This is a genomic window from Enterococcus sp. AZ194 (genome assembly GCF_051713825.1).
GTDB lineage: Bacteria > Bacillota > Bacilli > Lactobacillales > Enterococcaceae > Enterococcus_K.
The window spans coordinates 3,661,083-3,675,902 of the sequence record NZ_JBIOQR010000001.1 but is presented as its reverse complement, the minus strand read 5'-3'; the positions used below and the strand labels follow the sequence as shown (position 1 = coordinate 3,675,902).

Annotated in this window: 12 protein-coding genes; 5 read left to right on the top strand and 7 right to left on the bottom strand. The window is 40.0% G+C overall.

Features of this window, described 5'->3' with window-relative positions:
• The first annotated feature begins 68 nt into the window (after positions 1 to 68).
• The 3 genes from IGI37_RS17085 to IGI37_RS17075 all read left to right on the top strand — a co-directional run bounded on the left by IGI37_RS17085 (position 69) and on the right by IGI37_RS17075 (position 2,791).
• The gene (locus IGI37_RS17085) at positions 69 to 1,160 is read left to right on the top strand and encodes a DgaE family pyridoxal phosphate-dependent ammonia lyase (RefSeq protein WP_438763280.1); all 1,092 of its coding nucleotides are present in this window, start codon (positions 69 to 71) and stop codon (positions 1,158 to 1,160) included.
• Between the two features lie 91 nt (positions 1,161 to 1,251).
• A complete protein-coding gene (gene dagF / locus IGI37_RS17080) occupies positions 1,252 to 1,992 on the top strand; it encodes a 2-dehydro-3-deoxy-phosphogluconate aldolase (protein WP_438763279.1) in 741 nt (246 codons plus the stop codon).
• A 307-nt stretch (positions 1,993 to 2,299) separates the two neighbouring features.
• Positions 2,300 to 2,791 (top strand): cupin domain-containing protein, encoded by a 492-nt coding sequence (locus IGI37_RS17075; RefSeq protein WP_438763278.1) that lies wholly within the window; start codon positions 2,300 to 2,302, stop codon positions 2,789 to 2,791.
• A 217-nt stretch (positions 2,792 to 3,008) separates the two neighbouring features.
• Here the strand turns inward: IGI37_RS17075 and IGI37_RS17070 are convergent, their stop codons facing one another.
• Positions 3,009 to 4,328: an IS1380 family transposase gene (locus IGI37_RS17070; RefSeq protein ID WP_438759486.1), complete on the bottom strand. Its 1,320-nt coding sequence runs from the start codon at positions 4,326 to 4,328 to the stop codon at positions 3,009 to 3,011.
• A 517-nt stretch (positions 4,329 to 4,845) separates the two neighbouring features.
• Here IGI37_RS17070 and IGI37_RS17065 point away from each other — a divergent pair.
• Both IGI37_RS17065 and IGI37_RS17060 read left to right on the top strand, forming a co-directional pair.
• The gene (locus IGI37_RS17065; protein WP_438763277.1) at positions 4,846 to 6,147 is read left to right on the top strand and encodes a Sapep family Mn(2+)-dependent dipeptidase; all 1,302 of its coding nucleotides are present in this window, start codon (positions 4,846 to 4,848) and stop codon (positions 6,145 to 6,147) included.
• Between the two features lie 35 nt (positions 6,148 to 6,182).
• On the top strand, positions 6,183 to 7,136 hold the full coding sequence (locus tag IGI37_RS17060; protein ID WP_438763276.1) for a N(4)-(beta-N-acetylglucosaminyl)-L-asparaginase: 954 nt from the start codon (positions 6,183 to 6,185) through the stop codon (positions 7,134 to 7,136).
• Between the two features lie 947 nt (positions 7,137 to 8,083).
• Here the strand turns inward: IGI37_RS17060 and IGI37_RS17055 are convergent.
• The 6 genes from IGI37_RS17055 to IGI37_RS17030 form a co-directional block, all read right to left on the bottom strand.
• Entirely contained in the window at positions 8,084 to 8,923 is an 840-nt protein-coding gene (locus IGI37_RS17055; RefSeq protein ID WP_438763275.1) for a sugar phosphate isomerase/epimerase family protein, read from the bottom strand.
• The gene (locus tag IGI37_RS17050) at positions 8,917 to 9,612 is read right to left on the bottom strand and encodes a rhamnogalacturonan acetylesterase (protein WP_438763274.1); all 696 of its coding nucleotides are present in this window, start codon (positions 9,610 to 9,612) and stop codon (positions 8,917 to 8,919) included. The genes IGI37_RS17055 and IGI37_RS17050 overlap by 7 nt, the downstream gene beginning before the upstream one ends.
• Before the next feature lies 1 nt (position 9,613).
• Positions 9,614 to 10,333 (bottom strand): alpha/beta hydrolase, encoded by a 720-nt coding sequence (locus IGI37_RS17045; RefSeq protein ID WP_438763273.1) that lies wholly within the window; start codon positions 10,331 to 10,333, stop codon positions 9,614 to 9,616.
• 10 nt (positions 10,334 to 10,343) lie between these two features.
• On the bottom strand, positions 10,344 to 11,735 hold the full coding sequence (uxaC, locus tag IGI37_RS17040) for a glucuronate isomerase (RefSeq protein WP_438763272.1): 1,392 nt from the start codon (positions 11,733 to 11,735) through the stop codon (positions 10,344 to 10,346).
• A gap of 93 nt (positions 11,736 to 11,828) precedes the next feature.
• Complete coding sequence (locus tag IGI37_RS17035; RefSeq protein WP_438763271.1) at positions 11,829 to 13,340, bottom strand: UxaA family hydrolase; 1,512 nt, start codon at positions 13,338 to 13,340, stop codon at positions 11,829 to 11,831.
• A 47-nt stretch (positions 13,341 to 13,387) separates the two neighbouring features.
• Positions 13,388 to 14,791, bottom strand: coding sequence for a tagaturonate reductase (locus IGI37_RS17030; RefSeq protein ID WP_438763270.1), 1,404 nt, complete (start codon positions 14,789 to 14,791; stop codon positions 13,388 to 13,390).
• Between the last annotated feature and the right edge of the window lie 29 nt (positions 14,792 to 14,820).

Sequence of the window (14,820 nt, the reverse complement as noted above, 5' to 3'; positions counted from 1 at the left end):
GATAAAGGGTGTTTTTAAGAAGTTTATTTCCCTTCTTTCTTTTAATTTCAATTTTGGAAGGTGAAGAAATGACAATTAGTTATGAAAAGTTTGGGCTAAAGGAAGTCATTAATGCTTCAGGACGAATGACGATTTTAGGTGTTTCGAAGGTTTCCGAAGCGGTTCTAAAGGCACAACAGTTCGGCGGGGAACACTTTTTTGAGATGGCTGATTTGAGTGAGAAAACAGGGGCTTATATCGCCAACCTATTAAAGGTGGAGGATGCCCAAATCGTCTCCTCAGCTTCAGCCGGGATTGCCCAAAGTGTGGCGGCTGTGATTGGACAAGGCAGTCTTTTTCATGCCTATCATCCGTACACGGAAAAAATAACCGCGCGGGAAATTCTTTTACCAAAAGGCCACAATGTTGACTATGGGACGCCGGTTGAAGTAATGGTTCAACAAGGCGGCGGTCAAGTGGTCGAAGCAGGGTACGCTAATATGTGTTCAGCAGAACATGTGGAGATGATGATTACTGATCAAACTGCAGCAATCTTGTACATTAAGAGCCACCATACGGTTCAGAAAAGTATGTTAACGGTGAAAGAAGCGGCAGGGGTTGCTAAGAGCCATCAGCTGCCACTGATTGTGGATGCAGCAGCGGAAGAAGATTTGTTTAAATACGTAGCTGAGGGTGCTGATTTGGTGATTTATTCGGGTGCCAAAGCAATTGAAGGACCAAGTGCGGGTCTTGTAATTGGCAAAAAAAACTTGATTGAGTGGGTTCGTCTGCAAGGAAAAGGTATTGGTCGGGCGATGAAGATTGGGAAAGACAATATTCTAGGCTTTACCCAAGCGATTGAAGACTATCTGGCAAAGGGCAGTGAATCAGGGGCGTCAATGAAAACTCGCTTAGTCCCTTTTATTGAGGGTCTCAATAAGATTAAAGGACTTACAGCTCAAGTGGTTCAAGATGGTGCGGGGCGTGATATTTATCGCGGCAGTGTTCAGGTGACGGGTGAAAAATCAGCCAAGGAAGTCATCGCTGAATTAAAAGAGAAGAACCCAGCTGTCTATACGCGTGAATATCAAGCGAATAATGGGATTATTGAGTTTGATATCCGTTCTGTTAATGAAGAGGAAATGAATAAAATCGTCCAACGATTGAAAGAAATTATGTAGGCGTTTGGTAAGGTTTACTAGATGAGTACGAATAAAACTATCGCTCATGGGAACCAATAGACTAACAAGAACAATGAAGGAGAGAAAATTTATGTCATTAACACCCAATTATTTAGAGGATCGAATCTGTTTGAACGTGTTAGCGAATTCTGTAGAAAATGCGAAGGCTTGCTACGAAGCGGCAGAAGGACACATAGTCTTAGGTGTCCTTTCAAAAAATTATGCGACAGATGAAGCGGCGATTGAAGACATGAAACGTTATCAAGAAGCAACAAACAATGCCTTGTCTGTTGGACTAGGCGCGGGAGATCCGAACCAAAGTCAAATGGTTTCTCGTCTGTCAGCTGTGTTGCAGCCACAACATGTGAACCAAGTGTTCACAGGAGTGGGAACTTCTCGTGCGTTATTAGGTCAAGACGAGTCGATCATTAACGGCTTGGTCTCACCAACTGGAAAAGTCGGGATTGTAAATATTGCGACAGGTCCACTAAGCTCAGGCGCCCCAGCAGGAGAAGTCCCTATTGAAACAGCTATCAAGTTGTTGAAGGATATGGGCGGCAGCTCGATTAAATACTTCCCAATGAAAGGCTTGGCCCACAAAGAAGAATATAAAGCCGTCGCAGAAGCTTGTGCGAAGTATGATTTTTATTTGGAACCAACAGGAGGCATCGATTTGGAGAACTTTGAAGAAATCGTTCAAATCGCCGTAGATGCTGGCGTCAAAAAAATTATTCCTCATGTGTATAGCTCGGTTATCGATAAACAAACAGGCGATACCAAGGTTGAAGACGTCAAGAAATTAGTCGAAATGATGAAAAATACGTTAAAATAAAGAGGGAACAAAAACACGATTAAACGGACAAAATTTGTTCATTTAATCGTGTTTTTTGCTGATTAGTCGTTCAAAAAAATTATCAGTTAAATTAGAGTAGCTATGTGCTATTTATCTCATGAAATCAAAATATCTTTTTTATACTTTTTATCCAGTAGGAATTTCCCCTGTAAACCTGTATGATAAAAAGTATGTGAGATTTTTGGGTCTGAAATAACATAGCAACCATATTTAAAAGCCAAGAGGATTGTCCTGTTTGAAGAGCAAATTAAAAAAACTGTATACCGAACGATAGGAGTATGTAAACATGAAAGATAAACAATATTGGATTGAAAAATTAGGATTAATTCCACACCAAGAAGGAGGGTATTTCAAAGAGCTACCTGCTTCAAATGAGTGGTTAGTCGAAAAAGACAGACCTCTGTATACCAATATTTATTTTTTATTAACAGAGGAAAGTCCCTCTCATTTTCATCAATTAATGTCTGATGAAATATGGTATTTTCATTATGGTTCCTCATTAAATGTGCATGAATTACTAGAGGATGGCTCTTATAAAAAAACAGCAGTTGGATTAGATGTTGAAAAGGGTGAAGTCCTACAATATGTTGTTAAGAAAGGCTCTATCTTTGGTTCATCGGTTAATGAAGGGGAAGGTTACGCACTAGTTAGTTGTATGGTAGCGCCAGGGTTTACTTATGAAGAGTTTAAGTTGTTTACAAAAGAGGAGCTTCTGAAAAAATATCCAAACGAATTTCCGATTATTGATAAGCTAGCATTTGAAAAAATTGACTCGTAAATAATCCCGTGATAAGTTTACCTGAATTATTCATGCTTTAAAAAAATAACGAAGAAAATCTTAAAACTAAATTTTAGAGAACTTGGCACCTAATTCTGAATCTATTCAGAAGAAAAATTGGATTCAAAACTAAATTCCACCTTCATTTTTTATGTTTCACTAAAAAAAGGGCACACTAGCCCCTTGGTAGGACTAAAAAATTTTTTTAAGGTCTATGTCAGTTTTTTGTAGGATAAAGCTGTAAGCCTTGTATTTTTTCAAGAACCTGCCAATAAAACACATCAAATACATTCGTGCTAGAAAGTTGAATAAACGTTCGCCTTGCATGAGAGACCACACGAGCTGCGATATGAAATAGACGGAAACGAATCGTACAGATGCTAAGCTTCTTTTGAGTTTCAGGAAAGACCAGTTGTTTCATACACTGCATTAAATTGTAAGCAACACTGCTTAAAAGCATCCGAAATGCATTCGCTGTAAACGATGTACTGTCCGTTTTATCGAAGAAAAAACCGTTTTTGATTTCTTTGATTAAATTTTCCATGGCACCACGGTTTTGATACATGGGGAAAATTTGTTTTGGAGATAACTCTATTAGATTGGTTACGAGAAATGCATGAGAAAACAGAAATTCTCCAGCGTTTCGAGTCGATTTGATCACCACGCGATAGGGATGTACCCAAGTATTCGGGCAATAGTTCTCTAACGTAAACCATTGGACTTCTTCTTTGGTGAAATCAGTCTCATCACTGTATAAGACAAGTTGTTCAGCGATTTTTTGCAGTTTTCGATTGGCTTTTAGTCGAATGATGAATTTGGCATGGTGTGTTTCACAAACTTGATAGACTTCAGGTTTGGCAAATCCACTGTCTCCTCGAACAATCAGTTCTAACTCCTTTTCCTGATAACGCTGAAGGATAGGCGCTAGAAAATCTTCGGCACCTTTTGAAGTATAGTCGCACCCTGCACGCAATTCAGCACCTAATAATGCGCCAGAAATGAGGTCAAAAGCTAATAGAGGATGATAGCCAGTGGTTTTATAATGGCCATTGTAAGTTGATTCTTCTTGTTTTCCATAAGTATCACAGTGCGTAGAATCGATGTCCAAAATCATTTGTCTTTGATTCGTTTGCTCGATTAAAAACGCACCGAGAGTTTGTGCTAAATGGTGTACGCCAGGCAGTTCTTCTTGACTGACCCCATTGATAAAACGAGATAACGTTGGCTGAGAGGCACAAAGCTTATCCAGTGCAAGTTGAAAAACAGGATCCTCTTTTAATGTGTTAGCCGCTTCATCTTTCTGATATCCGGCAATCAGTTGAAGGACCAATTGCGTAAATTGGTTCTTTAGCTGATGGGTACAATATTTCCTATTGTCTTGAAAAGCGACTGTTTCTTGTAAAAAATGGTCAAATTGGATTTTTTTCATAAATTCTTTCACAAGTAAAATGCCGCCATCTGAGGAAAGCCGACCACCATCGTTAGAAATTTCCAGTTTGGGATTGAATAAAAGGGATTGTTGTTGTAATGTAGACATGAAGAGCACACTCCTTGTTTTTGTTGGTTTTTGTCAACTTTACAATAACATAAAGTGTGCTCTTTTTGTGCACCTATTGGGTGAAATGAAAGAAATCTCAAACCCTTTGAGGTTCTTAGAGTCTTGAAACTTTCTAATGATTTTATGAATAATTCAGGTTAGAGCTAAATGGTAAAATATGAAGATATTAGCTAAATGATGAGGCATACAGTAAGCAAATAAAAAGTTAGTTAACGAAGTCGCACGAACACAAGAGTAAATCTTTGTGTCCCGTGCGGCTTTTATTTTTTTTAATGAGCACTCTCTCTTAATCCCGATATTACATATTGATTATCAGAGAAAATGATTGTATCTTTTTTAGGAAAGACGTAGGCTAGATTATATAGATGGGTGAGAAAAGAGGGGCGAGTCTTCGTTTATCTGTCGGTTCAGATAAATGTCGCGATCAGGTAAATTAGATTTTTCTAGTCTCTAAAAAATCTATTGAAGGCATAGCGAATAGTCAGGAGTGTGTTGCATGTTAACGAGCTTTAAACAGATTATTGAAGAGAACAAAGCGCAGTTTTACGAAGATTTGGCTCAAGTGATGCAAATCAGAAGTGTGAAAGGGCAGCCTACTGAACAGGCCCCTTTTGGTGAAGGACCGAGAGCTGCGTTAGTAAAGGTTTTGGAACTTTCCGAAAGTTACGGGTTTGAGACAAAGATAGTGAATGATGCAGTGGGGTATGCGCAATGGGGGCAGGATGAGGAATACATTGGCGTGATTGGTCATTTGGATGTCGTTTCCGAAGGCGATGGTTGGAAGTTTCCGCCTTTTTCACTTAGTCAGGATGATGGGCGTTTTTATGGGCGTGGGATTCTTGATAATAAAGGTCCGATTATGGCTTGTTTATTTGGCTTGAAGTTGTTGAAGGAGTTGAACGTACCTGTAAACAAAACGATTCGGATTTTGTTCGGAACGGATGAAGAAAGTGGCAGTGCAGATATTCCTCTTTATCTGAGCGAGGAAAAGCCCCCACAATTTGGGTTTACCCCGGATTGTAAATATCCTGTTGTATACGGCGAACGGGGAGTGGTGGGTTACGAGATTGTTACTGGATTTTCTTCGGCTGAGTTGGCTGGTTTGAGTGAATTTATTGGTGATCAAGCACGGGATCATGTGCCAGATAAGCTTGAAGTTCAATTAAATGGACAGAAACTAGAGGCTATTGGCAAACGGGCACCGTCGAATGCACCAGAATTAGGGAAAAATGCCATAACTCTTTTGGCAGAGAAAGTCAACCGCGCAGGAGTTGCTACAGGCTCTTTGGCAAGTTATTTTGAATGGTTGGAGAACAGTTTATCAGAAAAACACTACGGTGAAGGATTAGGAATTGATTTTGAAGATGCCGATAGTGGGAAATTGATTGTGACCCCCTATGCTTTAAATAAGAAGGAGCATTCATTAGTACTTAGTTTAACCGTTCGTTATCCAGTTTCTGTCACAGAGGAGCAGGTGACTAAGGAGCTAGAAGGTCACTTACCTACTGACAGCGAGTTACTCATTACTCGACGAATGAAAGGGACAACTTTCCCGAAAAATGATTCGAATGTCCAAAAACTAGCAGTTGTGTATGAGTGTCTGACAAAAATGGATGGGACTCCGGTTACTACAACAGGGGCGACTTATGCTCGTTTCCTGCCGAATATTGTTGCGTTTGGTCCCTCGTTTCCTGGTCAGAAAGGAATTGCTCATAATAAGGATGAGTATATGGATGAGAAAGATTTATTGCTGAATATGGAAATTTATATGCAGGCGATGCTCGCTTTGCTTCAATAAAAATGATTTGAGAGATAGAAAGGAGTTTGAATTTTATGGCATGGGGTGCAATTGCAACGTGGCGGATGGCACACGAGGGTGTTGAGCAAGCATTACGTTTGTTGGCTGAAAATGAGCAGGCAGGAAATGCGGTAGAGGTGTTAATTAAAACGGTGGAGGATTATCCTTACTATAAATCAGTAGGTTATGGTGGATTGCCTAATGCAGCGGGGATTCTCGAGATGGATGCGGCTTACATGGATGGTGATTCGTTTAAAATTGGCGCAGTTGCTGGTATTCAAGATGTGAAAAACCCGATTTCGGTTGCTAAGAAGCTGAGTGAAGAAAAATTCAATAGTTTTCGAGTAGGGGATGGCGCGTCGGCTTATGCGATGCTAGAAGGCTTTGAGCGAAAGAACATGTTGACGCGTCGTGCGCATCGTATTTGGGAAAAACGGCTGGAAGAAATTCGAGTGCATAACCTTAATCCATACGATGGACATGATACAGTTGGAGCAATCACACTAGACAAAAAAGGCTCAATGGCTGTGGGAACTTCGAGTTCTGGTTTGTTTATGAAGGAGCCAGGGCGTGTAGGTGATTCGCCTTTATCAGGTTCTGGCTTTTATGTTGATAGTGAAATTGGAGGCGCAGCTGCGACTGGTTTGGGAGAAGATTTGATGAAGGGCTGTCTTTCTTATGAAATCGTTCGTTTAATGGGCGAGGGGTTCAGTCCACAGGCGGCCTGTGACAAAGCTGTCTACGGCTTCCACGAGAAATTAACGCGACGTTATGGCAAGGCCGGCGCGTTTTCATTAATTGCTATGAATAATAAAGGCGAGTGGGGCGTGGCGACGAACGTTGAGTTCACCTTCAGTGTGGGCAACGCGCAAAATGAACCGCAGATTTTCCTTGCAAATAAAGGGGAGAATCAGACGACGATTATTGAGCCTATTACCAAAGAATGGCTCGAAGCCTATGAGAAAAGAATTAAGGCACCGATTGACTAGTGCGGCAAAATATGTGCGTTCCTAACGAATAGCAAACCCTCACGAGGTTGAGACAGGTGTGCTCAACTCTGAGAATCGGGTAGGTACTGCGCAATATGAACTTATCCTTCGTTGTGTTTTTCAACATTACGAACCTTCAACTCTAGCATATCTCATACGTAGAAGTTGTTGAGAGTGGAATAGTGAATCCTTCAATTCTTAAGGTGTTTCACCTTTAGAAATTGATGAGATCGGAGTCTTTTGCGGAGTCCTTCAATTCTTAAGGTGTTTCACCTTTAGAAATTGATGAGATCGGAGTCTTTTGCGGAGTCCTTCAATTCTTAAGGTGTTCCACCTTTAGAAATTGATGAGATCGGAGTCTTTTGCGGAGTCCTTCAATTCTTAAGGTGTTTCACCTTTAGAAATTGATGAGATCGGAGTCTTTTGCGGAGTCCTTCAATTCTTAAGGTGTTTCACCTTTAGAAATTGATGAGATCGGAGTCTTTTGCGGAGTCCTTCAATTCTTAAGGTGTTCCACCTTTAGAAATTGATGAGATCGGAGTCTTTTGCGGAGTCCTTCAATTCTTAAGGTGTTCCACCTTTAGAAATTGATGAGATCGGAGTCTTTTGCGGAGTCCTTCAATTCTTAAGGTGTTCCACCTTTAGAAATTGATGAGATCGGAGTCTTTTGCGGAGTCCTTCAATTCTTAAGGTGTTCCACCTTTAGAAATTGATGAGATCGGAGTCTTTTGCGGAGTCCTTCAATTCTTAAGGTGTTCCACCTTTAGAAATTGATGAGATCGGAGTCTTTTGCGGAGTGCAGATCGAGTCCCCCTTCATACCCACCTACACACCGTTTATTTGGATGCTGAGAGCCTGAGACCTAACTTCAAAAAGTTAAGTCCCAGGCTCCTATTTATTTTGTGAATTAACGTATGCATGTAGAGTCGCTAGATAAAGTCATAAAGTTAGAGAGACTCTAAAATAGATGAGAGGGTCATTTTCGCAGCCGAGAGATTTTTTTCAGGGGTTGCTTCTAGGCTGACAGGTAGATGAGAATGGTCGTTTAAGTAGGAAAGAATCGCGGTGTAATCCATCCTTCCTTGTCCTACAGGTACAATGTTTATTTGCCCATTTACTAACTCAAAATCTTTCAGATGAACCACTTCAATATGTTCATGGAGTTGCTCTATTGCTGTTTGAACCACTTTTATCTGATCAGAATAGTTGTCAGGACGTATCAAGTTGGCAGGGTCAAATATAACTTTAAGGTGATTGGACTGAACTTCTTTGAGGAGTCGTTTCATTAAATCATTTGTGTAGATAGGATGGTTGAGTCCTGCTTCGATTCCGACCGTGACGTTGAGTTCTTCAGCTACAGCGACCAATTCAATGATTGAGGTCCGTGCTTGAATATAGGCTTCTTCTGTAAAGTTTTTCGTAGTAAATCCTTCAGTGACACTTCCTGTTTCGGTACCAACTAACTTTGCTTGAAACGAACTAGCTAAGTGTAAGTGTTGTTTAAACAAGTTGAGGGCCTGCTCACGAACCAATGGCTTTTGAGATGAAATATTTACATAACAACCTAAGACAGAAAGTTGTATCTGCCGGTTTGAGAAAAAATCACCATATTCTTTTGCTAAGTCTAGAGTTAAGTCGGTCCAGTCTTGGATTACTGATGGAAAGGATTTTTTTGGTGCAAATTGAATATGGTGTAGCTGATAAGATTCAATTTTTTTCACGAGCTCTTCTTTTGTGGCGGCTTGAATATCATGCGCACGAATGCCCAAATTTATTCTGTCTAACATAGTGTTTCTCCTTCTATAATTATATCTTTGGCAAGTGGCAGAGGGAGTTTTTGTAGTTCTTTTGCTACTAGTTGGGCAATTAATTGTGCCCCTGTTTGGTTCAAATGTGTATTGTCGATAACCCCTTCAGGATAATTGTCAGAAATATTTTTTTCGACATGTAAAAAGAACGCCTTTGTTTCTTTTGGAGTATACGTATTTAAGAGTTTTTGACTTTCTTTAAAAATATCAACTAAAAAAATTCCTTGACTGTGAGCTAAAGATTTCATCATACTTGGATACTTACCCAAAGTATTAGGATTCAAACTTGTTGAGTTGTCCAAATACTCTCGACGAGTGATAGAGGTAAGTAAAATAGGGATTGCATTATTTTTTTTCGCGACGGTAACGTAATCTAGTAGATAATGTTGATATTCCTTATCAGGGCTCGTGCCACGTTCATCATTTTTCTGATCATTATGACCAAACTGAATAAGAAGATAATCTCCAGCTTGTAATAGTTTGTCGATTTCAGCTAAACGGCCTTCTAAAATAAATGATTTGGATGAGCGCCCATTCATGGCTTTATTGATAATGGTATAGTGTTGATTAAAATAGTGATTCAGATATTCGCCCCAGCCAGTCTCAGGCCGTTTGGTCGATTCTTTTACAGCAGCTGTTGAGTCGCCAGCAATAATAATTTGTGTCATCTTACTTTCCTCCAGATTGTTTCAACCAGTTTTGTACTAAAGAGAGCCATTGATAAATAACAGGATCTTCGTTTTTCATAGCCATGCCGTGGCGACCGTTTGAGAATAAATGAAATTCTACAGATACCCCTTTTTCTATTAATGCTTGAGAAATAATCAAACTATTTCGCGCCGGGACTGATTGGTCGCCCGTAGTATGCCAAATAAAACAAGGCGGCGTCTTTGCGGTAATCACGTTTTGAAGCGAGTAGTTGTGTCGGTTAGCAGCTGAATCATCCCTGCCTAAAAAATTTTTTGCACTTCCTTGATGTGCATAAGGGCCAGTTAATGTAACCACTGGATAACAAAGAATGAGCCCTTCGACTAGTTGAGAAAGCCTTGTTCCTAAGATGCAGGACAGATGCGCTCCAGCAGAAAAGCCCATGAAATAGAGCTGTGTACAAAGAGAATCAGCAGCTAACTGGCGAATCATCCTCTCTAAATCTTTCAATAGATTTTCTGGTGAAAGAGGAGGGACTTGGTAACTAATCACAGCAGAATGATATCCGTTATGATAGGCCCAGTCTTGAATGTCTAGGCCTTCTTTTTGTAGTGCCAGATGCTGATAACCGCCCCCAGGAAAAATGATTATACAGGGGCGAGCAGTATCGTTACAGTATGATAGGCGGTAAATGCTACTATTGGTTGGCGAGATAGATGAACCATCTAAAAGATTCTTCATAAGGGTTCTCCTAGAAATGAAAATAGGTAGCAGCGTTTTGGTAACAAATGTTCTCTATCAAGCTTCCTAATAAATCTTGGTCTTCAGGTGCTTCTTCACGTTCAACTAGCTCTCCAATAAATTCGCATAATACGCGTCTAAAGTATTCATGTCGGGTGTAGGATAAGAAACTTCTAGAATCGGTTAACATTCCGACAAAATTGTGTAACACACTGCCATCTGCAAACTGAGTCAGTTGATTCCTCATGCCAGCGCGCGTATCGTTATACCACCAACCAGAACCTAATTGGAGCTTGCCTGGCGAATCTTTCTGGAAGCAGCCCATCAAGGCAACTAATAACGGATAGTCATTGGGATTTAGTGAGTATAAGATTGTTTGTGGTAATTGATTCGTTTGATTCGCTGCATCTAATAAATGTTGAAGCGGAATCGTTAAGGATAAATCATTTATCCCATCGTAGCCTGTATCAGGACCTAATTTTGAGAGCATCTGGCTATTACAATTTCTATAAGCATGAATATGCAGCTGCATGGTCCAATCGTGTGCATGATAAGCTTTAAACAGATGAATGAGCGTCGCCGTTTGGTAGGCGTAAATTTCTTTTGGCTCAAGTTTTTCGCTGTTCAACGCTTTTTTGAAAATAAGCTCGATGACAGGTGCCTCCAATTCGACATATTTTAAAATGTCTAGTGCGTGATCAGACAAACGACAACCCATCTTATGAAAATAATCAATTCGTTGATCTAGTGAGGCAAGTAATTCAGAGTAGGTGGTAATTTCCTTCTTTTCTGTCGCCAAGGCTAATTGTTGAATGTAAGAAACGAAATCTATGTGACCGATATTTAATGATTTATCTGGGCGGAAGGTCGGTAGAACACGAAATCTTGGTTCTTCTGCGGCTAGTTTTTGATGGAAAATTAGACTATCGATAGGGTCATCGGTTGTACAGATAATCTCTACCTGACTATTGGCGATGATTTCTCGGCGTTTAAAATTTTCAGTGGCTAGCTTTTCATTTGCCATCCGCCAGATTATTGGTGCATTCTCTTCATTTACTAGAAGATCAATACCAAAAAAGCGTTTCAGCTCCAAATGTGTCCATGTGTATAAAGGATTCCCCACAATTTTAGGAACTGTTTGACACCAAGCAACGAATTTTTCATAGCTTGAAGCATGGCCGGTGATGAGCTGTTCATCTACTCCACAGGCACGCATTAAACGCCACTTGTAGTGATCGCCGCCAAGCCAAGCCTCTGTAAGGTCGATAAAATTTTTGTTATCATAAATTTCTTGTGGGTTTAGATGACAGTGGTAATCGATAATCGGCATTTTTTTTGCGTGGTCGTGATAAAGGACCTTGGCCCATTCCGTAGAGAGTAAAAAATTATCTGATAAAAACATGTTTATTCCTTCTTTCATAAACGATAAATTTCACAATGGATAGTAGAGGGAACGGAGTCATTCTCAGGGAACAGACTCCGTAGATAAAACTGATTAAAGAGTAACGCCATTTTTGAATATAGCTATCTCACGAACGTCATTGGATTCGTTTCGTGTTTGACGTCCACTTGCGACATCAATAATTGCTTGGATAAAGTCTTCTAGTACGACCGCCATTGGTTCATTCAATAACCGACCAGCGTTAAAATCCATCCAATGTCCTTTTTTATCGAAAATTTGTGTATTTGTGGCCACTTTCATAGTGGGTACATAGGCGCCAAATGGTGTGCCTCGACCGGTAGTGAACAAAACAAGTTGGCAATCGGCTGAAGCAAGTGCAGAGGCTGCAACCAAATCATTACCGGGTCCTTCTAGTAAGCTAAGCCCTTTTTCTTTTACTTTATCGCCATAATGTAGAACATCTACAACTGCTGAGGTACCAGATTTTTGTGTACAGCCAAGCGATTTATCTTCAAGCGTAGTAATTCCGCCATCTTTATTTCCCGGAGAAGGGTTTTCGTAAATAGGTTCTCCAAAAGAAAGAAAGTATTCTTTAAAGTCATTAATCAAATGAACAATCTCTTCGAAAACCTCTTTGTTTTTTGCGCGAGCCATTAAAACTTGTTCAGCGCCAAACATTTCTGGTACTTCGGTCAATACGGAGCTACCTCCTTGTGCAATTAAAAAGTCGGAGAAAGCACCTAATAATGGGTTTGCAGTGATTCCAGAAAAACCATCAGAGCCTCCACATTTTAGGCCAATAGTTAACTCACTTAAGGCAATCGGTTCTCGGTGGTCTTCTTTTGCTGTGAGATAGAGTTCTTCAAGGAGTCGCACCCCTGTATCAACCTCATCCTCTACTTCTTGAGCAACAAGAAATTTGATTCGTGAAGGGTCGTATTCACCCAAGCTTTCTTTAAATTCTTTTACGGTATTGTTTTCGCAACCTAAGCCAAATACTAAAACACTTCCTGCATTTGGATGTTGAACTGCATCAATCAAAACTTTTTGAGTATTCTTATGGTCTTTTCCAAGCTGAGAACAGCCATAGGGATGTTTAAGGATAGTGACATTATCAAAGGTACCCAAATCTGGATGGTTTTGTTTGAATTGTTGAACCATTAATTCTGCCATGCCATTAATACAACCAACTGTCGGAACGATTAATAAATCATTTCGTATCCCCACTTTGTTATTGGCCCGGCGATATCCGTCAAAGGTTAAGGCCCGTTTTTCATAGGAAACGGGACGTAAGTCTGGTTTGTAAGTATAAGTCAACTCACCTGCTAAATTTGTTTTTAGGTTGTGTGTATGAAGCCAATCTCCTGCTTTGATATCTTTTATGGCATGTCCAATTGGATAGCCGTATTTGATTACGTTGTCGCCTTTGTTGATGTCCCACAAGGCGATTTTGTGTCCTTGTGGAATGTCCTGGTTCACTGTAAGTGAATGTGGTTGGTGGAATATGGTTCCTTTGGCAATTGGGTGTAAGGCCACTGCGACATTATCTTCAATATTTAATGTTAGTAAGTCAGATGCTTTTTTTTCGGTGATAGTAGTAACCATAATAATCTCCTTTATATTTGTTAATTAAAGTGATAATCCTGATAAGGTTATTCGTTAAGTTGCTGAACCAGCGCTCTGGCGCCTTTAGATTCAATCATTTCAACAGATTGAGTTACAAAATCCGTGAAGTCATAGCAAGTGAGGTCCAATCCCCAGAGACTTTCTTTAGAAAGTAGGAAATAGACGGTTTCTTTAGTCGTCATTTTTTTACTTTCGTTGAAGAGCGCAATAATCTGCGCATCATCTTGAATCGTAAACGCGTCAGAACGGTATAAAACAATCAGTCCAGCTAAAGAAGCAAGAATTCGTTTCGGCAGAACGTCTTCTTTTAATGATCGTAAAAGAATAGGTAAGAGACGCGCAGTGAACTTAGAAACGCTATTTAAGGCGATAGAGCTTAGCTCATGGCGAACAAAAGGATTTTTAAACCGTTCTTTAATCTGTTCGGCGTAGTCAATTAACTCTGATTTCGGTAAATCCAGCATAGGAATTAGTTCAGCTTCGAATAGGTGGTCAATGAATACAGAATAGTCTGGATCTTCCATTATTTCTTCAACAGTTTCGACATTTGCTAACAGCCCCAAAGGAACCATCGCTGTATGAGGACCATTTAATAAGTGTACTTTACGCTCTCTGTATGGGGTCATATCATCTGTTATGATGACATTTAAGCCCGCTTCTTTTAAAGGTAACTGCTCTGAGATTGTTTGTGGTCCTTCAATTACCCACAGCATAAATGGTTCCGCTTTTACCATTAATTGGTCAACATAGCCGTGTTTTTTGTTTAATTCTTCAGCCTTTTGCCTAGGATATCCTGGAACAATTCGGTCTACTAAGCTGCAGCAGAAGGTATTCTTTTCTTCTAACCATGTGAGAAACGCATCGCCCAAGTTCCACTCTTTACTGTAGCGCAAAATAAGTTCCTTTAGTTTATCGCCATTTCGATCAATCAATTCACAAGGAATGATGATGAAGCCGGCTTTCTTAAGTTGAAAACGACGATAGAGTAGCGCCGTTAGTTTGGCGGGGAAACTTTTTGGCGGTTGCATGTCTAAACAATCTTCTGCCTCATAAGAAATTCCCGCTTCTGTTGTGTTTGATAAGATGATTTCTAAGCCATCATCTTCTGCCAAGTTCAAAAATTCTTCGAAGCTAGTGTAAGGATTGATGACGCGATTGATAGAGGTAATGATTTCTGAGCGATTGACAATTTCTCCGTCTAAAATCCCCTCAAGTAAGACAGTATATAGATTGTCTTGTTCTGAAAGCATTTCTCCTAAACCTTGTTGGATTGGTTGGACAACAACAGCACTACCTTCAAATAATTGTTGTTTATTCATTTGTTGCAATTGCCAGTCAATGAATCCTCTCATAAAATTTCCTTCACCGAATTGAATGACCTTTTCTGGGTACTGTTGAACGGGATGAAGCTGTTTATTTAATCTTTTCATAAGTTCCTCCTAACGAATGCACACGTTAA

Excerpts from the sequence above, each read along its gene's own strand:
- IGI37_RS17085 (WP_438763280.1), top strand. The coding sequence starts at position 69 with ATGACAATTAGTTATGAAAAGTTTGGGCTAAAGGAAGTCATTAATGCT.
- IGI37_RS17030 (WP_438763270.1), bottom strand. The coding sequence starts at position 14,791 with ATGAAAAGATTAAATAAACAGCTTCATCCCGTTCAACAGTACCCAGAA.
- IGI37_RS17070 (WP_438759486.1), bottom strand. The coding sequence starts at position 4,328 with ATGTCTACATTACAACAACAATCCCTTTTATTCAATCCCAAACTGGAA.
- IGI37_RS17060 (WP_438763276.1), top strand. The coding sequence starts at position 6,183 with ATGGCATGGGGTGCAATTGCAACGTGGCGGATGGCACACGAGGGTGTT.
- IGI37_RS17075 (WP_438763278.1), top strand. The coding sequence starts at position 2,300 with ATGAAAGATAAACAATATTGGATTGAAAAATTAGGATTAATTCCACAC.
- IGI37_RS17050 (WP_438763274.1), bottom strand. The coding sequence starts at position 9,612 with ATGACACAAATTATTATTGCTGGCGACTCAACAGCTGCTGTAAAAGAA.
- IGI37_RS17055 (WP_438763275.1), bottom strand. The coding sequence starts at position 8,923 with ATGTTAGACAGAATAAATTTGGGCATTCGTGCGCATGATATTCAAGCC.
- IGI37_RS17045 (WP_438763273.1), bottom strand. The coding sequence starts at position 10,333 with ATGAAGAATCTTTTAGATGGTTCATCTATCTCGCCAACCAATAGTAGC.
- IGI37_RS17065 (WP_438763277.1), top strand. The coding sequence starts at position 4,846 with ATGTTAACGAGCTTTAAACAGATTATTGAAGAGAACAAAGCGCAGTTT.
- uxaC (WP_438763272.1), bottom strand. The coding sequence starts at position 11,735 with ATGTTTTTATCAGATAATTTTTTACTCTCTACGGAATGGGCCAAGGTC.
- IGI37_RS17035 (WP_438763271.1), bottom strand. The coding sequence starts at position 13,340 with ATGGTTACTACTATCACCGAAAAAAAAGCATCTGACTTACTAACATTA.
- dagF (WP_438763279.1), top strand. The coding sequence starts at position 1,252 with ATGTCATTAACACCCAATTATTTAGAGGATCGAATCTGTTTGAACGTG.